We start from the raw sequence: 23,327 nt of genomic DNA, 5'->3' as shown, positions 1-23,327 counted from the left end.
GCCCCTTTCGAATAGGTCAAAATGCCTGCGGTCGCCTGTTGCGCAAGCCGATGCAGCTTCGTTCACTCCTACTGACGGCAGCGTTGGGCCTTGGCGCCTTGGCCACGGTTCCGGTGCAGGCCGAAACCTCCATCCAGATCAGCCTTAAGGACAGATATCTCACCCTGCTTGACGACGGCCAGGTGATCGGCAAGTACCCCGTGGCGATCGGTGCACCGGAATCGCCGACGCCAGCAGGCAGCTATGCGGTCACCAAAATGGATCCGCAGCCGGTGTACCACAAGAAAGGCAAGGTCATTGCTCCCGGCCCGAACAACCCCGTGGGCGTGCGCTACGTCGCCTACGTGCAGATCGGAACAGGCGAGTACGCCATCCACGGAACAGCCTGGCCCAACTGGGTGAAGTTGCGGGCCGCCGTCAGCCTTGGCTGCATCCGCATGCTGAACAGCGACGTGATTCAGGTGTACAACCGCATCAAGGTCGGCACGCCGGTGGTTGTCACCAACTGATCCTTCATTCTCCCTTTCCAGTCCGATGCTGCGCTTTGTTCTGATCGCTTGTGTGGTGGCAGCTGTGCCCCTTCACAGCCATGCGTACCCCTCAGCAGAAATCGAGGAAAACGACTTCCTCGATCTTGTGGATGGAGACGGAAACGTGCTGATCCAGGCCCGAGGGGTTGATGCGGTCAATGCTGAAGCCCGGTCCCAGGGCTTGGCGTTTCCTGCCCTGGGCTACTGGTCGCCGGAGGGGCACTGCTTTGTTAAACCTGCTCCGGGGGACTGCAACGGCGTGTTTAAGCGTTAGGGGCGTTCGATTGTTGGGGATGGCGGGCCAGGCTGCACGCGGTTATCCACACGCAACGGCGAAAACAAAACGAGGTTGCCCGCCACCAAACCTGCGGTGACAACAACAGCCGCGAGAACCTCTAAGCCTTCCGATGTTTTGGCTTGCATATCTCGATCATGCGCCGTTGGGTTGCCAATGGCGAGGCCTTGTCTGGCTTTCAACGTGTCCGAACGAAAGGAGTCAATTGATACGTCAAACTTCTAACAAGCAGAGTTACGACGGAGCAGTTGATGCACCCAGACCTGTGTCGCTCATCTCACGTTTTCACAACGACATGGGTGATGCTGCTCGGTGCGAGGTCCAGACCAGGCATCACACCAAAAAAGCAGAACACCTGAGCCAATTCATCCGAGAAAGAGTAATCACGTTGCTGCTGATGGGCAAAGCAAAGGAAGCGAATTCCCTCCTGGAGGAGTTTGATCAGCCACAGCTATGGGATGACCCACTCGACTGACAGACCATGGGAACTCCACTCACGCAATGGCTTCAGCTGGTGGGCTGGGTGCTGCTAGCCACAACCCTGATTTGCTTAAGTGCAACGGGGGTTTTCTGAGTTGCGTGATTAAACAATGCCCGTCCAAAGCAATCGATCTGACATACAACATCAGAGATCAATGACATCGAAATCAATCCGGTATGACTTGCTACATCGATCCCGAAGTCTTCCTTGATTCCTTCAGTGACGGCATCCAATCAGATTATTGATTGATGCATGCGTTGATTGAACCAATGGCTTCGTATCAAATCACAGTCACCACATCAGAAGGGTCATCCAGCTTTGCGTGTGCCGACGATCAGTACATCCTGGATGCGGCAGAGGAAGCTGGTGCTGACCTGCCCTATTCATGCCGAGCTGGCGCCTGCTCCACCTGCGCGGGCAAACTTTTGAGTGGCTCTCTTGATCAATCGGATCAAAGCTTCTTAGACGATGAGCAGATTTCCAAAGGCTTTGCCCTGCTTTGCGTGGCTTACCCAACAAGTGATTGTCAGATCACTGGTGAAGCCGAAGAAGACCTCTGATGCCACCGACCTGATGGTCAAGGCTTGGCCCTAGCGGTCGTGGATTGTCCCAAGAAAAAGTCCCGGCGCTTAATGCCGGGACCCCCGCCTCTCAATGACATGAATCCCACATAGCAAAGTGCGTAAGCACTTATACGTACGGTTTATACGACTTCTTACGGCGAAGAACGGTTAAACCCTGTTTCTGTTCTTTTTGACCAGCTCCAGTCCATTCACTTCAGCAATCACCTGATTCGCCCAGGCTGAATTCACCACGCGATAGGTGCCCAATGTCGCCATTGACTTGGTGCGAGCGTTCACGAAAGCTTTGAACTCCGTCTTGAAGCAGATTTCTCTCCTCCATTGAGCGTCATCGTCTTGGCGTTCGATGCAATACATGCCGAGAAGCTCGTTCAGCACATACAAGCCAGGCAATGCTCAAACACATTGAAATTGCAGAACTGCTTCGGGATCGCCTCTTCAATTCCTCACAGTGGCTTTTGCAGCGGCAGCAGGAGATGAATAAGCGCTCCCACTGATCCACCTGCAAGGAGCGGCGAAGCAAGGCTCGTCCTACGGATCAGACGCCAAAGAAAGCAAGGACTGCTTCTAAGGCTCCGAGACCCAACAGGAAAACAGCCGTGAGCAAGGCAAAGTCTTTTTTTGAGTTAGCCACAGATGCAACGGTTGCTCCGACGAATGCCAACAGGACAAACCTAAAGAGAATCGGAAGAGGCAACATTGCGGAGGATGTACGTCTCCGATGAGTTTTGTAAACCCGCTGCGGTGCAGGGAGTTAACGCCTCGATACCAATGTTGGGTTCCTTAATTCCTCTCAAAGGAGGTAATCAGACTGACGAAAGGCATCACCCTCCCCCCCCTCAAAAACTGCTCTGGCTCTGCCCAGCGAAGCGGCCCACGTAGTGCTCTTCACCATCCATCCGCTGAAAGATGAACTGACAGATCAGCGTGCCCGGCACCACCGCCAGTGGAGCCGGGCCGAAATTGCTCATTTCCAGCACCTGCTGACTGTCGATCCCCGGCCCCATAAATGGTGCACTGATGTGCACCATCAACCCCAGGCGAGCAAAGCGACTGCGGCCCTCAAGCCAACCGCAAAGGCCTGGTCCGAGCTTGACCCGCTCGCGGGTGATCCCCAGCACGGTCTCCCCCGGCATGATCAAGATGTGTCCGCCCTCTGGGATCTCCAGCTTGTCGGTGCATTCGCGGTAGTCGGTGTGATCGCGAACCTCGATCACTTCATGCACCTTGCGGAACACCCGAAACGTGGAGCCGAGGGTGAGGTCCACAGATGCAGGCCCGACATGGTCGGCACTGAAAGGCGTGATCGCGATCAGACCCTCATCAACTGCTTGAAGAATGGCCTGACGTCCAAGCACCGCCATGGGTCGATCCCTTGATGGGCCCTGAGTATGGACGCCTCAGACGCCTGGGTGCTCAAACAGAACCGTCGATCGCTCTGACTCGCTCAGCTCAGCAGGGTCTTGCTTCTGAGGCTGCTCAAGCGGTGGAGCGTCAGGGAGCCTGAATGCTTTTTCGAGGTCTGTCTTGATGGCACCAAAGGGGTAGGTCATAAAAAAGAGGGCTGCCCACAGCCCCCTAGGAACGACTTGACGACGCATCCCTGCGCCTCCGTTACATTAATCAACAAAGTTTTGTAATGAGAGCCATGGCCTTCACCACCCAGGACCTGCTTATCGCGTTTGGCAGCTTCGGCATGGCCCTTTTCGCCTTGAACCTCTACAAGCTGACCAAGCCGGCCAACGGCTGATCAGGCATAAAAAACTCCGCCATTGCTGACGGGGTGATGTCTTGAGCATTCGACGGAAGTCTGTAAAGCTTGCTCTCTGTTTCACCAGTTCGCGAAGCCACCTCGATAGCGGGCATTGGCAAATCCACCGCCACCATTGCCCCAGCCACCACCACGGGCGTTACCGAAGCCACCACCACCGCCACCGCCGTTGGCCCAGCCACGTCCGCGGCCGTTCCCCCATGCAGCGATATCCAACGATTGATTGGTCGTTTTGTTGAGAAAGGGAGACCAGCTGTTGTTGCTGCGTGCAGCGGCAATGCGTTGCTCAATTCTGTTGTCGGCTTTCTGAACGGAATAGGTGCCGGTTTCAGTGGCGCCAACACTGCTCCAAGTGCTGAGCAGGATCAGTGTTCCAAGAAGGGTTGTTGGTTTCATTGAATTGATTCGGTCAATGTTGATGGTTTTGCAGGAAAATCAGTCGGGCTGGGTGTTAATCCCTGTCACGGTCGACAGCACAGCGTTGTAGTAAGCGGCAATCGCCTCCCCAGAAAGGCCCACAGAACTCTCGGGACCGATCCAACGGTTGATCCGAGTGGTGCTTTCTTCATCTCCATCGATGTAGTTCTGGAGCAACTGGGCAATGGCAACATTGGCCTTGGCCAGCAACGCATGGTTCTCAGGATTGACAACGCAGGCAACGGCGGAGCGACCGTACGGACGCTCCGGTACGGCCTTGCTGCCAGGGACCGCATCGAGATTGGCCTTGGCCCAGAGGGCGCCATTGGCAATGGCATCCACTGTTCCTTGCTGAAGGGCATCCAAAGCAGCCGCAGGAGAGTCGAATGGCTTGGGCTCGGCTTCAGGTAACTGCTTCGCCACAACGCTTGCTGGGACAGAATCACTAATCACTCCAATGGTCCTGCCCTTCAGTTCTGCAGGCGTTCCATCGATATCAGCTGTGGTGAGGAGTCGAACACCGCCAACAGCAAAAGGCAGGGAGTAGCTCAATTCCTTGGCTCGGTCCCAACTGAAGCCCACGCCACAGGCGATGTTCGCGGAACCATCCTTGAGGGCTTCACCAGCCGCTTTGACGCTGGCCACCTCAATGATGTCAGGGCTTGAATCTCCACCGAGTTCAGCCTGAATCACACTCAGGACCTCATGGGACAGACCTTCCCACTGCTGTCCATTTTTGGCGCTGTAGGGGAGCGCATCGGTCACAGCCACGGCCTTCACGCTGGAGATTTGCTCTATGGGAGAAGCAGGTGCTTCAGCATCAGACGCAGAGTTCTTGTCTGGCATTGAACAGGCCGTCAGAGCCGTCAGCGCCAGGAACAGGGCAGAGGAGCGAAGAGGCATCAGGTGCAGCATTCAGCTGAACTACCGAATTGGTAGCCAAGCTCGAATCGCCCAGCCCTACAAATGCTTGATCTGTACCAGACGCATGCCTGAAGACAGATCTACTCCCAACTAGTTAAAAAGTAGAAAATCTGCCATTGCATACGGGGTGGGCGCTCTGAGTTGCTTCAGAAGCGTTTAATCAACTGTGTGCCTACCTGGTCGCGAGTTTTTGTCGATGGCGGACCTCCAGGAAGAAACTTCTGCTTAGGCTTGTCCTGCAGGAATCAGCCAATGGACAAGACCAAAGAGCCGGTTGGTCATCTCAGCTCGATCATCGGGATCGGCCTCTTGCTCGTTGGCCTCGTTGTGTTTGGAGTTGTCGAACAGAAGGCCTGGAGCCATCAAACGGAACTCACCAAAAATTTTGAAGCATGCATGGAGAGCGCTCCATTCAAAAAGTCTCTACTTGTGCCGAGACCAGAGGCTGTGCTGACAGCAGAGGAACTGCAAAACCACTTTGACGCTTTTGATCAGATGCTCAAAGAGACCGGACTACCGCCAATTTGGGATGGCAAAGCATTGATTCCTTGGAAGGATTACCACAAAAACTCGATTGAATTTGCAAGGGATTGCCATCTTCAGCTGGGCATCGATCAGCCTCAACAACAACTGAAGGGGACCTACTCCAAAACCGTTTGGGATCCCAACTCTCAAATCTGGCAGCAGGCTGATTGATGAGCTCGCCACGCTTCAAGGGCCTCTACCTGCAAGCAACTGGTGATCCGTTCTGCTTTTCATTTGTGACGTACACACCACAAACCAGAGACCAAATGCTGGCGTGTGGGGACCTAGATGCAAGCGAAGAATATTTTAATCCAGTGATTTTTGATTTTCTCTTGTTCACATCAGAGGCTGCCCTTGGAGCACCATCTGGCGGCAATTTCCCCATTGGATACGACGACGTCTCGATCATCACATCACGGAACAGAGGCTCTGGACTTCAGCACGAATATCTGATCAGGCTCTCAAGCCCCGACTGGAATGCTTCAAAGCAGAATGCAATTGATGAACTCCAAGACGTGTTAACGAGTGAGCGATGGAATGGATCTCAGCTCACGGATTCGCGGGATTAAAACAGGGTCAAACCGCGAACGGACAACCGAGTCCTTTAGCTTGCCGGCTTAAGCAGTCACTTCCATGATCCCAGAACCCCACGAGCCCTTTGACTCCAACCGAAAGGAAGACTCGATCTTCCTGTTGGGCTCAATGTTCATTGTGATCTTCCTTTTCCTTCTTTAAACGAGAAGATACTGATCACGAGCATCAAACAAAAAAGCACCTGCTCAACCCGAACAGTTGCCAGACAAATTTCAACGGCTCGGCAAGCTCACCCGATACATCGTGTCATCAGCAGGCTTCCACTGCACGAGATGAAGTCGGTCGATGTTGTTATTGTCCAAACAATCCCAAATTGTGGTGCCTGAAAGTGTTGCCATCGACCACACATCTCCCTGGCTCTTCATCTGCTTGCGATTGCGATCTTTCCATTCCGTCCAATTGATTTTTGGATAGGAGCCCACCTGCTCACTCAGAATCACCACCGTGAATTCCACCGAACGCAAATCAAAACCGGCGGCAACTCTAAGTTGTTGAATTGCAATTGCTTGGTTCAGCCCGTCGGTTTGCGCCAAATCCGCCAGACGAGCCAGCCCGTTACCCCGAGCCAGAGGAACGCCACGGCCGAGAGGATCGGGACGACGATCAGATAGCTCCACACCCCCAGGGCCACCCAGGCCAGCAAAGACGTGATCAACGCCTTCTGAAAGTTGTTGGCCTCGGCCAGACGTTGCTGAAGACGAGATCTCACGCTTTTGCTCGATGCTCCACCCCCTCCTCTAGCCACGGATGCCCTCAGCGACCGCCACGCTGAAGCCATCCTGGGTCCACAGGCTGAGGGCGTAACGCGAGCCATGCAGCCATGCCGCGGCCCCATCTGGCGCAATGGTCACGTTGGCAAGTCCGCCACCCAGCCCCAGTCCCGCTGCCTTCAACACAGCCTCCTTCGCCGTCCAGGCCTGAATCAACGTCCAGCGCTGCAGGCAGGTTGTCGCATCAGCGGCCGAGGCAAACATGCGCCGCTTCAACAGTTCAGAGGCCACACGCATCGGCCGGTCCAGCGCTTCCACATCAATGCCAATCGGATCAGGTCCCACCACACCAAGGCTGAGGGATCCGGTGTTGGAAATGCTGTGGTGCAGCGCAGAGTCGCGCAGCTGCGGCTTGCCATAAATCGTGCGGCCGATGTCATCCGCAGCAACCACCTGGCCTGCATCGGCGAACAGCCGGCAGGTGAGGCTGTCGCTCAAGGCCCGCTGCTCAGCGCGCGTTGGGGGTTGGGGGAGATGCGCCACCAACACCCGACGTTGGGTGCTGGGGATCGACCACCAGGACCAAACGGCTTCCAAAGCTCAATCCTGAACAGCAGGCACGGGCGCCTGCGGTAGGGGCGGCAGAGCCGGCGGCTGCATCACCGGTGGGGCTGGCTCATCGAGGAGAACCTCAGCGGGATTGAGCATCGGCTCATCAAGAACGATCGGCGGCGGCAGATCGGGGGGCAACGGCACATAGGGCTGCGGCTCGGTCCAGCTGTCATCCGGATCAGGCTCAGCCGGCTCCAGCTCCCGGATCACAGCCGGCTGCTCGCGCAACACCAAAGGATCAGCCGTGATCGGGGGTTCCCGCAGGGGGGCACGATCCAGATCGACGCTGCGGTCATCGGCATCCGCAGGCGAGCCCGGCTTGGTGAGGTTGGAGGGCCCCCAGATCATCCGGGCCAGAGGTTCAACGCCCTGTTCCATCACTCGGTTCAAGCCCGCCAGGGCGCGATCGGCGAGGTGATTTCCGAAGGACGACACACAGTCGAAGGGGCCATCACAGCCCTCATCCATCACCAGCCTGGGCGCCAGACCCGCGATCAAATTGCCCCGAAGCGGAATCTGGCGGGGGCTCAACCGCAGCATGTATGGGACATGCACAAAGCTGGTGGCTCCGCCGCTTATCCAGTTGGCGTCCTCTTCGGTGAATCCCTTGACCCCCGGGATGATGAAGCGGCTCTTTGAGGCATGGTCGGGCATATAAGCCGCCAGGTAGCCCCGGCGCCGGGCCAGCTCCTTGCTCTGCTCCAGGGTCAGGCCATCACGGCTCATCAGCACTTCCATGTGGCCGTCCTGACGCAGACCCATCACCATGCGAATCCTCGGCAGGTAGTAGCGGATCCGCTGGCCCATGCTGATGCTGTAGGCGCCCTTGTAGCTCTCAGGCGGCTCCTCGATGTCGTTGTAAAGGCTGTGCAGGCCTCCGATGAAGGTGTCGTAGGTGCGGCTGCGGTCATCGGTCAGCTCCCCGTAGCTGAAATCAATGCTGCCGTCGTGGCGGATGCCGACGTAGGCCCGTTGGCGTGACGCCGTGCGGTTACGCCCACGCCAGACCTGGTTGCCGAATTTGAGATCGCCCAGAGGAACCGTAATTTCGCGGCCGTCGTCGTCCACATGGCGCTCATACATCGGGCCGGACACGTAGGCCAGAGCAGCGCTGTCCTGGTAGGCGTCCTGTTCGCGATCCCAACCCTCCAGCAGGCCGAAGCGCACCCGCCTTGGGTCGAGATCCAGTGCGTAGACCTCATCGTCGGGGATGTAGCTGAACGGCTTGGCATCCCGGCCGCGCTGCAGGGCAGAACCGACAGTTTGATCCTCCAGATCGGAGCGCTCAGGAGCCACAGGCGCCAAGGCGATCAAACCGCCGAACACCACGAACGGCATGGCAAGCAACAGCCAGCGCTTGCGCAGACGAATCCTGCGCTTGGGTCGAGGTCTGGGTCGCGGCGCAGCAGGCTGGGTCACGCGATCCTTCGCTCTCGGTTTTGGGAGATTGGATCGAACCAAGGAACGATGGAGCCTTCGGCCACAAGCCATTGCTGGTAACGCTCGCCGCAGTCATGGCCTCCCGTCAACTGCCCGAAGGAAGGAATCACCAAACGCGGCCCATCCGGATCAAAGGCGAAGCAGGGCAAACGCAACTGATCGGAGCGGCTGCGAATCCGGGTGGTGGGATGCAGGTGACCGCACACGTTCAACAACCCCGGCTCGGGCACCCGTTCGGGCATGTGGCTCAACCAGAGATTGTCCAAGCGCTGAGAAGGCTGCTGGGGCAAGCCTTCAATCCAGCTGTCCTGGTCATGGTTTCCACCGATCAGCACCACCGGGCAACCACAGAGATCGGGCAACGCCAGCAGGGTCTCGCGCAGCGGAACGGTGATGCCGATCCGGGCATGCACGAGATCACCCAGCACAAACAAGCGCTGAGGTGACCAGGCATGGCAGAGCTCCAGCAATGGATTGAGGGTTCCCTGATCCCCGTCGCTGGGCATGGGGATGCCATGGGCCTGGAACACCTCGGCCTTGCCGAGATGCAGGTCGGCGACAAACAGCTCGCGCCCCTCAGCCCGCCACAGGGCACGCTGGGGCAGGAACGTGAGCGGGCTGTCGCCCCAGGACCACTCCAATGCGGTCATGAAGGGAGCAGATCGCAGATATGTAGCGCTGGCTGCATTGGATGACTGACGTCGTGCCGCAAGCTTCGAGGGCCTCCAGAAGACTCATTGTGGCGCGGAGCAAGGGGCCCCACCAGCTCGCGAGTTCAACCCTGAGCACGCTCGAACAACGGTTGAGCTTGCTGGAAGAGGAAGGCCGTTTCGAATGTGCTTATGCCCTGAGGATGGAAGTGGCCGACTGGCTGCTCGGGTCCAGGGATGCCAACCTGAGCGCACCATCTCTTTCCTGACGTTTCCATGACCATTGCCCTGCTGATCGCGCTGGCGGGTTCCCTGGCGGCAATGGCTGTGATCGTGCGTCGGCTGGAACAGCGCTGATGGGAAGGGTCCGGCGCTGGTCCGTCGTCCTCGCGCTCGCTTGCTTCAGCAGCGCAACCCCCCTGCAGGCCAATCAACTGAAGGTGGGGGTCAGTGGATCGGCCCCGTTCGTAATCAAAAACGGCGAGCAGATCAGCGGCATCAGCCTCGAGATCTGGCGACGCGTCGCCGAAGACAACAACCTCAGCTACAACCTGATTCCCCAGCCATCACCCAAAGCCGGGATCGAGGCGGTGAATGACGGCAAGATCGACGTGCTGGTGGGCCCGATCAGCATCACCTCCCGCCGACTTGCCATTGCAGGGATTGACTTCACCCAGCCCTACTTCCTGAGCAAGGAGGGCATTCTTCTTCCCCTAAAGGCCCCCTCCATTTTCAGTCGCGTTCAGGTGTTCTTCGGCTGGGCCGTGATCTCCTCAGTTCTGGTTCTGATCAGCGTGTTGTTGGTGGTCGGCAGCCTGATCTGGATGGCTGAGCGGCGCACGAACAGTGAACAGTTCCCCCGCGACTGGCTGCCCGGCATCAGCAGCGGCATGTGGTTTGCCCTGGTGACGTTGACGACCGTTGGCTACGGCGACAAGGCGCCGATCACACGAACCGGCCGGGGCATCACCGGCGCCTGGATGGTGATCTCGCTGATCGCGGTGTCGTCCCTCACCGCCAGCCTGGCTTCAGCCTTCACGCTGTTTCTCTCGGGGACCACCGAAGCAGCCATTGACAGTCCTCAACAGCTCAGCGGCCGCCGGGTCGCCGTCGTCGAAGGAACCGATGGCATGGAGCTCGCGGAAAACCGTGAGATGCGCGTCGTGCCAGCACCCAGCCTCGACAGCGCCGTTCAGTTGGTGCTGGATCGCAAGGCCGACGCCTTGATCTTCGATCGGCATTCGCTTCGTTACCACCTCAAACAGAACCCCGAGCTTGATGTGCGGATCGCACCGTTCACCCTCTCGGATGAGACCTACGGATTCGTGTTGCCCCCCAACAGCTATCTGCGCACGCGTATGGGGGTGTCGATCCTGAAGCTCCAACAGAGTGGCCAGGCGGAAGCCATCGCCGACAAGTTTCTGGATTGAACGGAGCCTCAGCCCAGGGGGCGATGACGACGCAGGGCCTCTTCCAAGAGATAGGCGGCGAGATTGCCGCAACTGCGCCCTTCAGCGAGAGCATGGCGCTTGAGATCGTCCATCACCCCGCGGGGCAGGGTGACGTTGATGCGCTCCGAGCCGGCCGCATCCGCCACCGCAGCCGTGCTGGGAGCCGCAGCCTGGCCCTCGATCCGCTGCTGCAACTCCTGAACCAGGTCTTGAAGGAGGGACACGATTTCGTGAAAATATACTCACAATAAATAAACAATATCGTGCAAGACAAGATTGCGTAATCTTGAGCACTCTTTTGAGGCGCCATGCAACCCCTGCCGCTGAAGCTTGCTCCCGGTAGTGATCTGCGCCTCAGCCTCGAAGCACTGGCCCAGAGGGACGGCATCAGCGGCTTCGTTCTCGGCGTGGTTGGCAACCTGACCAAGGCGTCGTTCCAGTGCCCCGGCCAGGCGGAGCCCACCGTGCTGGAAGGCGACCTTGAGGTGATCACCCTCAATGGAACCTTTTCCCCTGAGGGCGTACACCTGCACCTGAGCCTCTCGGATGGAGCCTGCCAGGTCTGGGGAGGCCACCTGGAGCCCGGCACGATCGTGCAGAAAGGCGTCGACCTCCTGATTGGGGTCCTCGAGCAACGCGAAGGCCGCCCCGCACGCCAAACAGCAGCGCCGCGGATCGAGATCGCCGTGCTGCCGGGATGCCCCTGGTGCAGCCGTGCCCTGCGCATCCTGAGAACCCTGGATCTGCTCCACACCGTCACCACCATCAACGACGACGCAGCCTTCCAAGCCGTGCAGCAGCGCAGTGGAATGACCACCTTCCCCCAGGTGTTCATCGACGGATCCGTGATTGGTGGCTACGACGATCTCGCCGCCATGCAAGCCGCAGGTGAACTCGACGCCCTCCGCTGAGCCTCCGGAACAGCCGCCCTTCTGGTCGCTGAAACCCTGGTGGTGCCAGCCCTGGTCCATCGTCTCCACAGGGGTGCTTGTGGTGGGTGGGTCCTGGGGCCTGCTTCATCAGCTCTGGATCAGCCTTCCCCTGGCCCTGGGCGTAATGGCCTGGTGGCTGCTGTTTCTGGTGCTCGTTCCCGCCGCCTACCGATCAGCCTCAGATCAGGCCTGACGTGAGGCTGATCGGGACCGCTGCTTCTCATCCAGCAATTCCCCTTCCAGCTGCTCGATCAAACGACTCACCAACGCCTGAAATTCCGGCTGGCAACCACGAAATGCCGCCTTGTGACGGATCGGCTCGTTGCGCATGCGCAGATCCGTGAGCATCAGCTGCAGCGAATCGATCCGGGCGTTGGAAGTCATGGACAGCGTCGGCGTTCCAAAGCGAGGTTATGACGCAGCTGCTTCAAAGCCCTAGCTCCCTCAGCAGACTGTTTTGCGTCTCCCGGCCGAGGACAGCATGGGCCGCCATCGCACCACTCGCCGCCACGGGGGGTATGCCGATACCGGGGAAGGTGCTGGCACCACAAAGCCAGAAATTGGCCAGAGGTGTCGTCACGCCCGGGAAGAGACCTTCAGCCGCTGAAAGGGCAGGGCCATAACTGCCCTGATGCACATTGAGAAAATAGCTATGGGTGAGCGGCGTTCCCTCCATGATCAGCTCGCAGCGGTCGCGGATGTCGGGAATACGGCGTTCAAGCACCCGCCAGAACACAGCGCATCGCTCCTGTTTTCTCTGCTGATACGCCGCACTGCCGCGCTCCAAGTCAGCCCAGAGCTCCCAGGGCTCGCTGGCCGGGGTGTAGGCATGCAGCACATGCCGACCGGCCGGCGCCATGGAGGGATCCAACACCGACGGAATTGACAACACCACGGCATTGCGCTCGGCGTCGATCCCACGCTCCCAGTCATCGACCCAGACGGTGTGGATCGGCAAATCCTCCAGCCCCGTGGCATCAAAGCCCAGATGGAGATGCAAGAAGCCGTTGCAGGCCGGCGTGGCCTGGCGCTGATGCTGCCACTTCGGCGCCACGGACTTCGGCAGCAGTTCCAGGGTGGACCAGATGTCGGCATTACAGATCACCTGCCGGGCCGCAATCTGCGTTCCATCGGCCAGGGTCACACCCACAACACGATTCCCCTCCACCCGCAGCTGTTGCACCGCCGTGCCCGTCTGCAGGCTGCCACCGTGGGCCTCCAGGCCACGCACCAGGGCCTCAACCACTGCAGCACTACCGCCAACGGGGTAGTCGAGATGGGCTTCCGGTTCAAACCACTCGCCAAACAGCGTGGCCATGGCTGCAGCGTTGGTGTCTCCCATCGGCATGCCGCTAATCAGGAAGGAGAGGAGATCCACCCAGTGGCGTAGGAAGGGATCGCTGAGGTGACGATCCACCAGGGGCCCAAAGGAACCGGAGAGGTGACGCATCGCCGCAAGGTGCGGCAAAAGGCGTCCGCCGCGCTTCAGCAGTTGCGCCATGCCATCCACCCCAGGCCGCAGGGCCAGCAAGGGCAAAGCATCGGCAGCGGCGGCAATCGGCTGAAGCGCCTCCACAAAACGCCGCCATTCGGCGGCCACCTCAGGGCCGCGCAGGCTGCGCACCACAGCCTCAAAATCGTCGTGGCCAACGGCGATGCGCAGATCCCCTTCCGGCAACAGCACATCCCAGGTGCGATAGGGAATCACTTCGACGGTCTGCCCCAGCGCGCGCAGCACCTGGGCCAAGGGATTGCTGCTGGGCCAACGTCCCAGACCACTCCAAAGGGATGGACCGGATTCAAAGTGATAACCCTGGCGCTGAAAGCCATGGGCGGCTCCACCGGGTTGCTGGTGGGCTTCCAGCACCAGCACTTCACGGCCGGCGCGGGCACACAAACCAGCGGCACACAGCCCACCGATGCCGCTGCCGATCACCAGAACGTCGACATCGCTTCTGATCATCCGCCCAGCATTCGCGTCATCATTGTGATCATTGGCGCAAGACGATGCGCGCTCGACTGCTGCTGCCCCTGCTGATCCTGGCGTTGGCCTGGGGGCAGGAGCTGATCGACCAACTGATCTTTGCGGGGCAGTGGAACCTGCCAATGGGCCCGGATCAACCGTGGTGGGGGGTCATCACAGCGCCATTCAGCCATGCCGGCTTGGGGCATCTGATCTCCAACAGCCTGGCGTTTCTGCCCCTGAGCTGGCTGGTGCTCAGCCGGGGGATGCGCGATTACCTGAGCGTCTGGCTGTCGGTGCTGCTGATCAACATTCCCGTCGCCCTGTTCTGGCCGGCCCGCAGCCATGGACTCTCGGGCGTGGTTTACGGACTGCTGGGCTACCTGCTGCTGATCGGCTGGCTGGAACGTCGCATTTTGTCCATCGTCCTAGGCCTGGTGGCGTTCTGGCTCTACGGCTCAGCCCTGATCGCGTTGATCCCCGGCGTTTCACCCGCCGGCGTGAGCTGGATCGGCCACAGCGCAGGCTTCATCGGGGGATTGGTGGCAGCTCTTGCGGTGTATCGCGAGCCTTCCGCCGCTTGAAGACAGCCGATTGAGCTCAGCCCTCAGACAAAACCTCATCGAGAAACGCCAGGGGGCGTTCCATGGTGGCTGAGTAGCCGAGCAGGCTTAGATCGCGGTGGGAGTAGATCACGCTGTCATCCCCATCGAGCAGAACGGTGGCGCCGCGCTGGGTGATGTAGTCGTCACAGGGCACATAGGTGCGCCAGTTGCTGAGCACTTCGTTCATGTTGCGCAGACGCTTGGTGGCGAGCTCAAACGGCCGCTGGAACCCCTCGCCACCAGCCCGGCGGAACAGAGCACCTCGGAAGCGCGGCAGAGGAAACGCCTCAACCAACTCGTCGTCGTCGAAGATCTGGGCAGCCGAGCGATCCCCGGTGTAGCCGCGCAGCACCTCGCGCAGGGTGCCCGGCGAGCCCACGCCGGCGCACATCAGTAAAAAGCCAGGCCAGGGCCCACCGGGCAGTTTCAAGCCGGCCTCCAACCCCAGGGATTCATGCAACAGCGGTGATGGATCAGCGATCAGCTGCTGCAGGGGGAACCCGGTGAAGGCAGCAAACCGCTCGGCGCTGGCGGCATTGCCGATGCCGAACAGCTGAACCTTGACCCCAAGCGCCGCCAACTGGGGGAGCCGCGGCACCAACGCCTGGGCGTATTCGATCGAGTCGAAATCTCCCAGCTGGCCCAGCACAACAACAAGACGCTTCGAGCCGCCCTCCATGCCGGCAACCCCGGCCAGCCGTTGCAGTAGTGGGTCCAGTGGAATCATCTCGACAGGCTGACATTTCGCCGTCGAAAACGTGGATGGCGCTTGCGCGCCGCCTGAGAGACTCAAATCAAAAGAAGGAAGCAGGTGGGCAAGAAATCTGGCTTCACAAGTGCTGAGATCGAAGAGATCAAGCGGCTGTATCTGCAGGAAGGGCGATCAATCCTTCAGATCCCCAAAATCCTGGGCAAAGGCAGTGAAAACTCCGTGCGCAACGCCCTGCACAAGGCACGGGTCAAAGATGCCCCCGAAGAACGCACCAAGCTGGAGCGATTCAAGCCAGAGCAAGTTTTTGGCAATGTCACCCTTTTGAAACGACTCAAAAAAGCGAAAAAACTGAAGTTCCACGCCCGCTGCTCCTGCGGCTATGAATTCGACGTGGACCCTTTTCGGCTGACGCTGCCGGAACACCACAAAGACAGAATTACTGCATGCCAGCGTTGCAGCACAGCGCAAAACAAGGAACACCCCAAGCCTCAAGCCTGAGAGACTCAATCAAGACAAGTTGAACAGCACGAGCAAAACCAACAAATATTTCAACCGCTTCACAACAACCAACACAACATCCCACAACTGGCATCAACCCCCTTTCACCTGTCAAGACGGGGCTGGAGAGCAGGACTTGTATCAAACCGACGCAGCCTTAACAATTGCTAAAGGACAAGGTATCAAGTGGAACCTTGCGGCTTTTTTACAACGACGTAGAACTCAAAAAGTTTTAATCCATCCCTATTTACTCAATGGAACTCACTTTCTTGGGCAACAAATATGCAAAGACAGAAACAGTATCTACGAGGCCAACAATCCAACTGAAATACATGGGAAAAAGCTATCGCGCTGAGCAAATCCAATCCGTTCGCAATTCTGTTGCTCTGACCTACCGCGGCGTCTCTTACTCCAAAGTCTGAGAAGGCGTTGGGCTGGGGCACTGAGAAGGCAGCCGACGTGACGGCATGACGCCACAGGATCGGCAAAAATGGCGCGATGAGACTTCTGATCACAGTCCTGATCGCGTCCAGTGCTTTGGCCTGGCCGGCAAAAAGTGCGGAACCTATCCCTCTCGTGGTGGTTCCCTTTGATGCCGCATGGGGATCGAGACGTCTTCCCGTTCAGCCCGCAGCGTTATTGCCGCCACCTCCAGTTCCCAGCCTGAATCAACGAACCGCAGTCAACGCTGAACCAAAACCGCAACGCCAACGCTGGTGCCGAGGCGGCTGCTGAACGCAGAAAGGCTGTCACCTGAACTCATTCTGAGTAAACCGAATGGAGAAACAATCCCATCGGGCGCTGACGATGCGACACGTGGCTCTATTGATGGCCAGCCTCCTTTTGGAATCCATGGCTCTTGCGGGCGGCAAGCGGGCCACAGCCCAAGGGCCGTCCAAGCAGTTCGCCACCGCTGAGGCGATGCGGGTGATCCCCAAAGGGGCAACGATTTCCGACACACACTGCAAAAGCATTGATGTGGGAGCCAGCAGCCGCTATCAGTGCACCATCACCTACAGCCCCTGAGCTGATCGATGAAAGGCTGGCGTGCTGCGTGTTGGAGCCTCGTCCTGTTGGGGATCCCGGCTGCGGGGCGCGCCGAATTTGATCAGTGCCGCCTAATCGATCAGGTGCTGAACCGCCTGGGCAACGCCATGGCGATCAATCGTTTGATCATTGCTGAAAGCGGTGACAGCACAGCCGTTGCTGCGGCCAGTGACGCTCTGGCTCAACAGAACGAGAGCTACCGGCACACCAAACGCCAACGCTCCAAAGCCGGCTGCGACGGCTGGGAGCGGGACTGAATCAGTGAGTGCCTGCCTGACTCACCAAGGCCAGGCAAGCTGGTGAAACGCTGATCGAGAGACCTTGGCCGTCACCGTCTGCCAGAACTGCGGAAGCCGCCGGTTTCTTGCCGACCGATCCATGGCCGGTCGGCTGGTCTGTCAGAACTGCGGCCTGGCGGCCGGGAGCCGAGCCGGGCGTTCCGCACCGGGCAGCAGCCGTCGCAGCACCGGAACTAAAAAACGCTGGCTGGTGATCCTGCTGATCGCGGTAATCGTGCTGGTGGTGGTCACGTCGTGAGCAATTGCACCACCTCGGCCGTGTTCGCCGACAAGGGCTTGGCGGCCAACTGGTCAATGGCCTGACGCATGATGGTTTGGCGCTCGGGGCCGTAACTGCCGCAGCGGCTGAACACCTTGGCCATCCGTGACGCGGTGATCGGATTGCGGGAATCGACCGCTGCAATTTGCTCCGCCATGAACCGGTAACCACTGCCATCGGCGGCATGAAATGCCTGAACATTGGAAGTGAATCCACCGAGAACAGCGCGAAGGGAATTAGGCGCGAGGGGATCGAAGCGCGGGTGCTCCAAAAGCTGTTGAACCCGCTCCAAAGCGTTGGACCTGGGAGCTGATGCCTCCATCGCAAACCAGGCGTCCAGGATCACAGGCTTGTCCTGCCAACGGTCGTAGAACAGCGCCAACGCCTGCTCACGCTCAGCGCCTTCCAGCGGCAGCAAGGCCCGCAGGGCCCCACGCGCCAAGGTCATCGAGGGACCGGAAACCGCCGCCAACGCCTCCGCTTTAACTGTGGCATCGCCCGCCGCGGCAAGCCAGCGCCAGGCCAAGGCCGTCAGGGCACGGCCGCCCTGACCAGATGGCCAAGCCAAGGTCCAGTCAGCTCGGGCCAGCTCTAGGAGTCGGCGCAGGGACGACTGCAGTTGAACGCCCATCTCCTGAGACCACGCCCGAAAGGCTTGATCCAGCGCCAGCGGATCCACCGGGGATTGCAACGCCTCCAGTTCCGCCATTCCCGGCAGCGCCAGCAGCGCCGCCAGGTCCATGCCATCACCGCCGTCATAGGCGCAGATCCTCTGATCGAAGGCCTGAATCAGTGCCGCCTCCACGGCAGGCTGCGGCTGTTTTTCAGCCCGTGCCAACAACACCTGGCGTGCCAGGCGCTGGGCCGCATCCCAGCGACAGAAGGGGTCATCATCGGAAGCCAACAGCTGGAGGCACTCCTCCAGCGGCTGCTCCAGACGCACGTGGACCGGCGCCGAGAAGCGACGCAGCACCGAAAGGGCAGGGGGGGTGTCGCCAGGCTGGCCCTGCAGGGTGATGCTGGCGCGTTCAGCCTCCATCACCAAAAGCTGCTCCTCACCAACACGGCCTTGCTCAGCCACCAGGGCCAGGGCAACCGGCAGCACCAGGGGCTGTTTGTCCGCTTGCCCCGGCGTCGGAGGCGTCGCCTGGTGCAAGTCGACCGTCAGCTGACCCGATTCGGGGTTCCACTGCCGATCAATGCTGAGTTCCGGAGTTCCTGCCTGGTGGTACCAGCGCTTGAAACGTTCCAGATCAAAGCCAAGGGGCTCGCCCTGGCTGGTGGCGCCATCAGCGATCGCCTGAACAAAGTCTTCCGTCGTGGCGGCCGTCCCATCGAAACGTTGCACATAAACCTCCATTCCCTTCATGAACCGATCGGGTCCAAGCAGGGTGCGCAGCATGCGGATCAATTCCGCACCTTTTTCATAGATGGTTGTTGTGTAGAAGTTATCGATCGCCTGGTATTCCGCTGGCTTCACCGGGTGCGCCGTGGGGCCTGCGTCCTCACGAAATTGGGTGTTGCGCAACATCGCAACATCTTCAATGCGCTTAACCGCTTCCGAATGCAGATCTGCGGTGAAGCATTGATCACGAAAAACCGTCAGGCCTTCTTTGAGCGACAGCTGGAACCAATCCCGGCATGTGATGCGATTTCCACTCCAGTTATGAAAGTATTCATGGGCAATCACACTTTCGATGCGTTCAAGCTCAGCATCGGTGGCTGTTTCCGCATCAGCTAGTACAAGCTTTGAGTTGAAAATATTCAGACTCTTGTTCTCCATCGCGCCCATGTTGAAGTGACGGACGGCAACGATGTTGTATTCATCAAGGTCATATTCAAGGTTGTAAACCGATTCATCCCACTGCATGGATCGCTTTAATGAAGCCATGGCGTGGGCCGTAAAGGGTTCATCCCCCTCCTCCACATGCAATCGCAGGGTGACCTGCCGGCCCGAAGCCGTTGTGTAGTGATCACGAATCTCTCTGAGGTCCCCGGCCACCAGGGCGAATAAATAGGAGGGCTTGGGGAAGGGATCATCCCAAGTGACCGCATGACGATCAGCGCCAACGGATTCCTCTTGAACCGCATTGCCATTGCTCAGCAGCACAGGGCAGCTGCTGCGACTGGCCTCAATCCGCACTTGCCATCGGCTCAGCACATCCGGACGATCGGGATGAAGGCTGATGCGCCGGAATCCCTCGGCCTCGCACTGGGTGCTCAGCAGACCACCACTGGCATACAAGCCTTCGAGCGAACTGTTGGAGTAGGGGTCCAAACGACAACAGGTCTCCAGCACAAACGGCTGGCCCGGCACGTTGGGAATGGAGAGGCGTCCGTCGGTGAAGCTGTAATCCTCGGGCTGCAAAGGCGTCTGATCGATCGCCAGGGATTCGATGGCCAGATCGATGCCGCACAGCACCAGGGGCTCTCCGGACCGGCGCGGCTTAAGGCTGAGCCTGGATGACACAACGACATGGTCGCTCTGGATGTTCACGTCCAGGGCGATGGCGGGGAGCTCAAACGCCCATGGCGTGTAGTCCGCCAGACGAATCGAAGTAGCAGCAGTCATGGCCTAACGACGCGAGCACGGAGTGATCCTGACGGACGAACCTCAAAACCGAGGCGTTTCAGGCGAGACAGTTCAGCCAAGAGGCCAGACGTCAAAGGGCAGAAGACAACAGAAAATACGAACAAAAAAACGTCTGACCTGATCGGCCAGACGTTGCAAGTACTGAAGACTGAAAAAGAATTATTTTTTGGAGGGCTTCAATGAGGCAGCAGCTTTTTCAAAACGAGCCTTTTCTGCTGCGGGGACTGATTTAGGGCAGAACTTCAGCGCTCCTCCAACAATCATGAATCCTGCATTATTGAGAAATTGCTTCTCTGGCAAGGGCTCTTTGCTGCCGGGAAGCAAACCACCGTGCTTGCCATAAATCACATGCAACTGACCAGCAAGAGCCACGGCCAAAGACTTGCTGAAATCAATCTTTTGAGCCCTTGCCTCACAGAAGGTGGCAATCGACATCACGCCATAGGTGTTGACCTCCATGGCTGTGGCAGGAGTGGGCTTGTCATTGGAGGACTGTGCCAGAGCCGTTGCGGGTGACAGCAAGGGGGCTGCCAGCAAAAGAGCTGCGGCAGCAAATGAACGACGAATCACCTTGGTTCCCGGGCAGCGTCAATTTTCGGCAACTTACCGCCCATGCCAAAGCTGGCCGAGGCTTAGGCGCGGTTGTTGAACTGGGCCATCAACACAACGGCGCCGTTCAGTCGTCCTCGATTGGCGGCAGGGGATCGGACATTCGAATCTCGTGATGGTGCTCAACAATCGAGAGCTCACCGTTCTCCCAGCTGTAGATGGCGCGGTAGCGATAGCGGTCTTGATCGATAAGGCGAATGTGCTCAAGGATGTCCCACTGCTGATAGTGGGATTCGAGGATGGTTTCGTGCTCATCCACCTGACGCAGCCGGGTGCGCACCGGGTCTCCCGTGAGGTAACCGCGACTTCTCTGAAGTTGATGGCCCCACAACGTGGCTTCCATCACACCACTGCGTTCAAACCAGGGCTTACGGGCGAAGAATTCGTCGGAATGCTGGTCTTCCTGATCAGACCACCAACTGAAGCGGTACCGACTCTCGCCGGCCTCGGGATGGGCGAAGGCCTCCATCTTCAGGTTGATGTCCAAGTGGAGAACCTGATCGTCGCTGAAGGTGTATTGCCGCCGGGAACGCCACAATCCCAGATTGCGGTTGAACCAGCGGCGCAGGTTGCTATCAACCTGAATCGAAGGCTGATCAGCCACTCCCCCCGGAACGGTCAGAGGAACACGGTTTTGCGCGGAAAAAAGCGACATGGACCGCGTCGATGACGCAACGGAGTATTCCTGTTCGTCTTAGCGCTGCTGGCGGTCCAGTCAAAAACCCATAAGGTGAGCATCGGTTTTTGCTGTCTTGCAGTCCGCGTGGTTAAGGACTCTCCCAAGACACGTCAACCGTTGATCCTGCTGTTGGTGGCAGCACGTCATCAATTGTCGGGTCAGGACCTCCGTTCCCTGGTGCAATTCCTGGAACGGGAAGACCTGGGCTTCGAAGTCACCCTGCAGGTTGCCGATCCCTCACAGCAACCCGAACTGCTTGAACTGCATCGCCTCGTGGTGACGCCAGCGCTGATCAAACTGGCGCCGAACCCCAAACAGGTGTTCGCAGGAAGCAACATCCTTCAGCAACTCAAAGGGTGGGTGCCCCGCTGGAAACAGGATGGGGTGGTGAGCGGCCTTGGCCTCAGCCTCAGGCCGACCGAACTCGATGGCAGTCGCACCCAGAAGGAACTCCAGCTGGAAGATCAACTGCTGGTGCTGCGCCAGGAGAACGAAACGCTGATCGATCGCGTCAGTGCTCAGGAACGGCTGTTGCGCATGGTGGCTCATGAACTGCGCACACCACTCACGGCAGCGGCGTTGGCCCTGCAAAGCCAGAAGCTGGGCCAGATCGATATGGATCGCTTTCAAGATGTGATCACCCGCCGCCTTCAAGAGATGGAGGCGTTATCGAAGGATTTGCTCGAAGTGGGCACCACCCGGTGGGAAACCCTTTTCAATCCACAGCGGCTTGACCTGGCCAGCGTTTCAGCCGAAGTGATTCTCGAGCTTGAAAAATTATGGCTGGGCCGCAACGTTGAGATCAAAACCGATATTCCCGCTGACCTGCCCAAGGTCTTTGCCGATCAGCGGCGCATGCGCCAGGTGCTGCTGAATCTCCTGGAAAACGCCCTGAAATACACCAACGATGGCGGGCACATCTCGCTCACGATGCTGCACCGCACCAGCCAGCGTGTGGAGGTGAGCGTTTGTGACAGTGGCCCGGGTATTCCGGAAGCGGAACAGCAGCGAATTTTTCTAGATCGGGTACGGCTGCCGCAAACCTCCGACCAAACCACCGGCTACGGCGTGGGGCTTGCGGTCTGTCGCCGCATCGTCGAAGTGCACGGCGGCAAGATCTGGGTGGTTTCGGACCCTGGCGAGGGTGCCTGCTTCACCTTCACGGTGCCGATCTGGCAAGGACAAGGCGTGGAATGGGGTCAAGCTGTCTTGACGGAGGGTCCGACCAAGCCCTAGTGTTCACAAGTGATCAGGAGCACAGAACGCTCGTTGATTACGGCCTCGCCCCCATCGTCTAGAGGCCTAGGACACCTCCCTTTCACGGAGGCGACAGGGGTTCGAATCCCCTTGGGGGTATGACGTCATCGCCAAGTTTGTTTTGGCGATGAGCCGAGTATCAGTTCAGAGTTTTTGCGGTGCGATTCGCGCACCAATTCCTTGAGTTCGCAAGATGAATGGAGCGCCCTCGCTCCTCGATCAGGTCCAATTGAACTTGGGCCAAGAACAGAACCCCAAACGAAATCTCTCGTTCAGTTGTTTCTGCGGTGTGCTTCCTGCACCACGGCCTTGAGGTTGCTGGAGAGATCGTCCCGCAGCCGCTCTTCGATCAGACCGATCGGCATGCCGAGGCAGCCTTGCACCGTCAGCTCATAAAGCAGTGAGCTGCCGTCAGGACGTTGACGAATCTGCCACGTGCCATCGAAGCGTCGGAAATCCCCTTTCACCATGCGGAATTGGAGTAGTCCGTCCTGGCGGTATTCCGTCAGCTCCAACTGAACCTGGGCCGAAAAGCGAAGCCCCAGAAGCTGCTGACTACCCACCTGTTGGAGCCGCACCGTCTGACCCTGGCGTTGGATCAGCTCGCTGCTACTGAGGTTGGGGATGAAGCGGGACAGGTTCTCGTAATCCGTCAGCACATCCCAGAGCAGCTGAACGGGCAAAGGAGATTTGAGTTCAGCTGCCAAACGCCGCGTCCCCTGAGGCAGCCGCTCCATGGTCTGCTCAATCGCAGTCCCTGAATCTGCGGAGGTTTGCAGCCCGCGTCCAAACATTGTCTGGGGGAAAACCAAAAGAGACGCCGAGATGAGGGGCCGAACTTGAGGATCTTAAGGAGGTTGCCTGGATCACATCAGATTCTGTTCCGAACAGCA

General features: G+C 58.8%; 33 protein-coding genes and 1 tRNA gene. 17 read left to right on the top strand and 17 right to left on the bottom strand.

Annotated features, from left to right (window positions below; translation table 11 throughout):
- The first annotated feature begins 50 nt into the window (after window positions 1–50).
- The 3 genes from Q3Y53_RS09980 (at window position 51) to Q3Y53_RS09970 (ending at window position 1,866) form a co-directional block, all read left to right on the top strand.
- Window positions 51–509: a L,D-transpeptidase gene (locus Q3Y53_RS09980; protein ID WP_303535536.1), complete on the top strand. Its 459-nt coding sequence runs from the start codon at window positions 51–53 to the stop codon at window positions 507–509.
- A gap of 25 nt (window positions 510–534) precedes the next feature.
- Window positions 535–804: a hypothetical protein gene (locus tag Q3Y53_RS09975; protein WP_303535535.1), complete on the top strand. Its 270-nt coding sequence runs from the start codon at window positions 535–537 to the stop codon at window positions 802–804.
- A gap of 771 nt (window positions 805–1,575) precedes the next feature.
- The gene (locus Q3Y53_RS09970; protein ID WP_303535533.1) at window positions 1,576–1,866 is read left to right on the top strand and encodes a 2Fe-2S iron-sulfur cluster-binding protein; all 291 of its coding nucleotides are present in this window, start codon (window positions 1,576–1,578) and stop codon (window positions 1,864–1,866) included.
- Between the two features lie 171 nt (window positions 1,867–2,037).
- Here the strand turns inward: Q3Y53_RS09970 and Q3Y53_RS09965 are convergent, their stop codons facing one another.
- The 4 genes from Q3Y53_RS09965 to grrP form a co-directional block, all read right to left on the bottom strand.
- Window positions 2,038–2,265, bottom strand: a complete 228-nt coding sequence (locus tag Q3Y53_RS09965) for a hypothetical protein (RefSeq protein ID WP_226424456.1) — start codon at window positions 2,263–2,265, stop codon at window positions 2,038–2,040.
- A 461-nt stretch (window positions 2,266–2,726) separates the two neighbouring features.
- A complete protein-coding gene (dcd, locus tag Q3Y53_RS09960) occupies window positions 2,727–3,251 on the bottom strand; it encodes a dCTP deaminase (protein WP_226424324.1) in 525 nt (174 codons plus the stop codon).
- Window positions 3,252–3,718: 467 nt separating this feature from the next.
- Window positions 3,719–4,054 (bottom strand): GrrA/OscA1 family cyclophane-containing rSAM-modified RiPP, encoded by a 336-nt coding sequence (grrA, locus tag Q3Y53_RS09955; protein ID WP_303535531.1) that lies wholly within the window; start codon window positions 4,052–4,054, stop codon window positions 3,719–3,721.
- A gap of 39 nt (window positions 4,055–4,093) precedes the next feature.
- Window positions 4,094–4,978: an extracellular substrate binding-like orphan protein GrrP gene (gene grrP, locus Q3Y53_RS09950; protein WP_303535530.1), complete on the bottom strand. Its 885-nt coding sequence runs from the start codon at window positions 4,976–4,978 to the stop codon at window positions 4,094–4,096.
- A 273-nt stretch (window positions 4,979–5,251) separates the two neighbouring features.
- On the opposite strand from grrP, the gene Q3Y53_RS09945 reads away from it, so the two are divergent.
- Together Q3Y53_RS09945 and Q3Y53_RS09940 are read left to right on the top strand one after the other, a co-directional pair.
- Entirely contained in the window at window positions 5,252–5,695 is a 444-nt protein-coding gene (locus Q3Y53_RS09945) for a hypothetical protein (protein WP_303535529.1), read from the top strand.
- The gene (locus tag Q3Y53_RS09940; RefSeq protein WP_303535527.1) at window positions 5,695–6,093 is read left to right on the top strand and encodes a hypothetical protein; all 399 of its coding nucleotides are present in this window, start codon (window positions 5,695–5,697) and stop codon (window positions 6,091–6,093) included. Before Q3Y53_RS09945 ends, Q3Y53_RS09940 begins: the two co-directional genes overlap by 1 nt.
- A gap of 237 nt (window positions 6,094–6,330) precedes the next feature.
- Here the strand turns inward: Q3Y53_RS09940 and Q3Y53_RS09935 are convergent, their stop codons facing one another.
- Genes Q3Y53_RS09935 through pdeM form a run of 5 tightly spaced genes read right to left on the bottom strand, consistent with a single transcriptional unit; the run spans window position 6,331 to window position 9,530 of the window.
- Window positions 6,331–6,651, bottom strand: a complete 321-nt coding sequence (locus Q3Y53_RS09935) for a hypothetical protein (RefSeq protein WP_368506443.1) — start codon at window positions 6,649–6,651, stop codon at window positions 6,331–6,333.
- The gene (locus Q3Y53_RS09930) at window positions 6,630–6,827 is read right to left on the bottom strand and encodes a hypothetical protein (protein WP_303535525.1); all 198 of its coding nucleotides are present in this window, start codon (window positions 6,825–6,827) and stop codon (window positions 6,630–6,632) included. Before Q3Y53_RS09930 ends, Q3Y53_RS09935 begins: the two co-directional genes overlap by 22 nt.
- 28 nt (window positions 6,828–6,855) lie before the next feature.
- Complete coding sequence (locus tag Q3Y53_RS09925) at window positions 6,856–7,425, bottom strand: 4'-phosphopantetheinyl transferase superfamily protein (protein ID WP_303535522.1); 570 nt, start codon at window positions 7,423–7,425, stop codon at window positions 6,856–6,858.
- 3 nt (window positions 7,426–7,428) lie between these two features.
- Window positions 7,429–8,859: a hypothetical protein gene (locus tag Q3Y53_RS09920; protein WP_226424331.1), complete on the bottom strand. Its 1,431-nt coding sequence runs from the start codon at window positions 8,857–8,859 to the stop codon at window positions 7,429–7,431.
- Entirely contained in the window at window positions 8,856–9,530 is a 675-nt protein-coding gene (pdeM, locus tag Q3Y53_RS09915; protein ID WP_226424332.1) for a ligase-associated DNA damage response endonuclease PdeM, read from the bottom strand. Before pdeM ends, Q3Y53_RS09920 begins: the two co-directional genes overlap by 4 nt.
- An 89-nt stretch (window positions 9,531–9,619) precedes the next feature.
- Between pdeM and Q3Y53_RS09910 the strand changes: the two genes are divergently transcribed.
- Window positions 9,620–9,799, top strand: coding sequence for a hypothetical protein (locus tag Q3Y53_RS09910; RefSeq protein WP_226424333.1), 180 nt, complete (start codon window positions 9,620–9,622; stop codon window positions 9,797–9,799).
- Between the two features lie 87 nt (window positions 9,800–9,886).
- The gene (locus Q3Y53_RS09905) at window positions 9,887–10,960 is read left to right on the top strand and encodes a transporter substrate-binding domain-containing protein (protein ID WP_226424334.1); all 1,074 of its coding nucleotides are present in this window, start codon (window positions 9,887–9,889) and stop codon (window positions 10,958–10,960) included.
- An 8-nt stretch (window positions 10,961–10,968) separates the two neighbouring features.
- Here the strand turns inward: Q3Y53_RS09905 and Q3Y53_RS09900 are convergent, their stop codons facing one another.
- Entirely contained in the window at window positions 10,969–11,205 is a 237-nt protein-coding gene (locus Q3Y53_RS09900) for a CopG family transcriptional regulator (protein WP_115009451.1), read from the bottom strand.
- 84 nt (window positions 11,206–11,289) lie between these two features.
- Between Q3Y53_RS09900 and Q3Y53_RS09895 the strand changes: the two genes are divergently transcribed.
- The gene (locus Q3Y53_RS09895; RefSeq protein WP_303535517.1) at window positions 11,290–11,892 is read left to right on the top strand and encodes a DUF296 domain-containing protein; all 603 of its coding nucleotides are present in this window, start codon (window positions 11,290–11,292) and stop codon (window positions 11,890–11,892) included.
- Entirely contained in the window at window positions 11,870–12,106 is a 237-nt protein-coding gene (locus tag Q3Y53_RS09890) for a DUF6737 family protein (protein WP_226424336.1), read from the top strand. The genes Q3Y53_RS09895 and Q3Y53_RS09890 overlap by 23 nt, the downstream gene beginning before the upstream one ends.
- Here Q3Y53_RS09890 and Q3Y53_RS09885 read toward each other — a convergent pair.
- Together Q3Y53_RS09885 and Q3Y53_RS09880 are read right to left on the bottom strand one after the other, a co-directional pair.
- Window positions 12,097–12,297 (bottom strand): hypothetical protein, encoded by a 201-nt coding sequence (locus tag Q3Y53_RS09885; RefSeq protein ID WP_226399143.1) that lies wholly within the window; start codon window positions 12,295–12,297, stop codon window positions 12,097–12,099. The two genes, Q3Y53_RS09890 and Q3Y53_RS09885, sit on opposite strands and share 10 nt — an antisense overlap.
- A 43-nt stretch (window positions 12,298–12,340) precedes the next feature.
- Window positions 12,341–13,876 (bottom strand): NAD(P)/FAD-dependent oxidoreductase, encoded by a 1,536-nt coding sequence (locus Q3Y53_RS09880; RefSeq protein WP_226424337.1) that lies wholly within the window; start codon window positions 13,874–13,876, stop codon window positions 12,341–12,343.
- A 44-nt stretch (window positions 13,877–13,920) separates the two neighbouring features.
- On the opposite strand from Q3Y53_RS09880, the gene Q3Y53_RS09875 reads away from it, so the two are divergent.
- Window positions 13,921–14,460, top strand: a complete 540-nt coding sequence (locus tag Q3Y53_RS09875; RefSeq protein WP_226424338.1) for a rhomboid family intramembrane serine protease — start codon at window positions 13,921–13,923, stop codon at window positions 14,458–14,460.
- A 16-nt stretch (window positions 14,461–14,476) separates the two neighbouring features.
- Here the strand turns inward: Q3Y53_RS09875 and Q3Y53_RS09870 are convergent, their stop codons facing one another.
- Entirely contained in the window at window positions 14,477–15,208 is a 732-nt protein-coding gene (locus Q3Y53_RS09870) for an AhpC/TSA family protein (protein ID WP_226424339.1), read from the bottom strand.
- 84 nt (window positions 15,209–15,292) lie between these two features.
- Here Q3Y53_RS09870 and Q3Y53_RS09865 point away from each other — a divergent pair, with 84 nt between their 5' ends.
- The 5 genes from Q3Y53_RS09865 (at window position 15,293) to Q3Y53_RS09845 (ending at window position 17,275) form a co-directional block, all read left to right on the top strand.
- On the top strand, window positions 15,293–15,691 hold the full coding sequence (locus tag Q3Y53_RS09865; protein WP_226424340.1) for a hypothetical protein: 399 nt from the start codon (window positions 15,293–15,295) through the stop codon (window positions 15,689–15,691).
- A gap of 254 nt (window positions 15,692–15,945) precedes the next feature.
- A complete protein-coding gene (locus tag Q3Y53_RS13130; protein WP_226424341.1) occupies window positions 15,946–16,113 on the top strand; it encodes a DUF4278 domain-containing protein in 168 nt (55 codons plus the stop codon).
- Window positions 16,114–16,519: 406 nt separating this feature from the next.
- Window positions 16,520–16,717, top strand: coding sequence for a hypothetical protein (locus Q3Y53_RS09855; RefSeq protein WP_303535510.1), 198 nt, complete (start codon window positions 16,520–16,522; stop codon window positions 16,715–16,717).
- Between the two features lie 47 nt (window positions 16,718–16,764).
- Window positions 16,765–16,995 (top strand): hypothetical protein, encoded by a 231-nt coding sequence (locus Q3Y53_RS09850; protein WP_303535508.1) that lies wholly within the window; start codon window positions 16,765–16,767, stop codon window positions 16,993–16,995.
- Window positions 16,996–17,059: 64 nt separating this feature from the next.
- Window positions 17,060–17,275: a TFIIB-type zinc ribbon-containing protein gene (locus Q3Y53_RS09845; RefSeq protein ID WP_226424344.1), complete on the top strand. Its 216-nt coding sequence runs from the start codon at window positions 17,060–17,062 to the stop codon at window positions 17,273–17,275.
- Here Q3Y53_RS09845 and pepN read toward each other — a convergent pair.
- The 3 genes from pepN to Q3Y53_RS09830 all read right to left on the bottom strand — a co-directional run bounded on the left by pepN (window position 17,265) and on the right by Q3Y53_RS09830 (window position 21,153).
- On the bottom strand, window positions 17,265–19,868 hold the full coding sequence (pepN, locus tag Q3Y53_RS09840; protein ID WP_303535505.1) for an aminopeptidase N: 2,604 nt from the start codon (window positions 19,866–19,868) through the stop codon (window positions 17,265–17,267). The two genes, Q3Y53_RS09845 and pepN, sit on opposite strands and share 11 nt — an antisense overlap.
- A gap of 180 nt (window positions 19,869–20,048) precedes the next feature.
- Window positions 20,049–20,348, bottom strand: a complete 300-nt coding sequence (locus tag Q3Y53_RS09835) for a cAMP phosphodiesterase (protein ID WP_226424346.1) — start codon at window positions 20,346–20,348, stop codon at window positions 20,049–20,051.
- Between the two features lie 217 nt (window positions 20,349–20,565).
- Window positions 20,566–21,153, bottom strand: coding sequence for a hypothetical protein (locus tag Q3Y53_RS09830; RefSeq protein WP_303535503.1), 588 nt, complete (start codon window positions 21,151–21,153; stop codon window positions 20,566–20,568).
- A 108-nt stretch (window positions 21,154–21,261) separates the two neighbouring features.
- Between Q3Y53_RS09830 and Q3Y53_RS09825 the strand changes: the two genes are divergently transcribed.
- Together Q3Y53_RS09825 and Q3Y53_RS09820 are read left to right on the top strand one after the other, a co-directional pair.
- A complete protein-coding gene (locus Q3Y53_RS09825; RefSeq protein ID WP_226424348.1) occupies window positions 21,262–22,413 on the top strand; it encodes a histidine kinase in 1,152 nt (383 codons plus the stop codon).
- 47 nt (window positions 22,414–22,460) lie between these two features.
- A tRNA-Glu gene (locus tag Q3Y53_RS09820) sits at window positions 22,461–22,533 on the top strand.
- 173 nt (window positions 22,534–22,706) lie between these two features.
- On the opposite strand, the gene Q3Y53_RS09815 is transcribed toward Q3Y53_RS09820, so the two are convergent.
- Window positions 22,707–23,228 carry an SRPBCC family protein gene (locus Q3Y53_RS09815; protein ID WP_226424349.1) on the bottom strand — a complete coding sequence of 174 codons (522 nt, stop codon included), beginning with the start codon at window positions 23,226–23,228 and terminating at the stop codon, window positions 22,707–22,709.
- Window positions 23,229–23,327: the final 99 nt, after the last annotated feature.

It is taken from the genome of Synechococcus sp. YX-04-1 (assembly GCF_030546365.1).
Lineage (GTDB): Bacteria > Cyanobacteriota > Cyanobacteriia > PCC-6307 > Cyanobiaceae > Parasynechococcus.
Note: the sequence above shows the minus strand (reverse complement) of the source record. Positions and strands in the feature narration are given on the sequence as shown.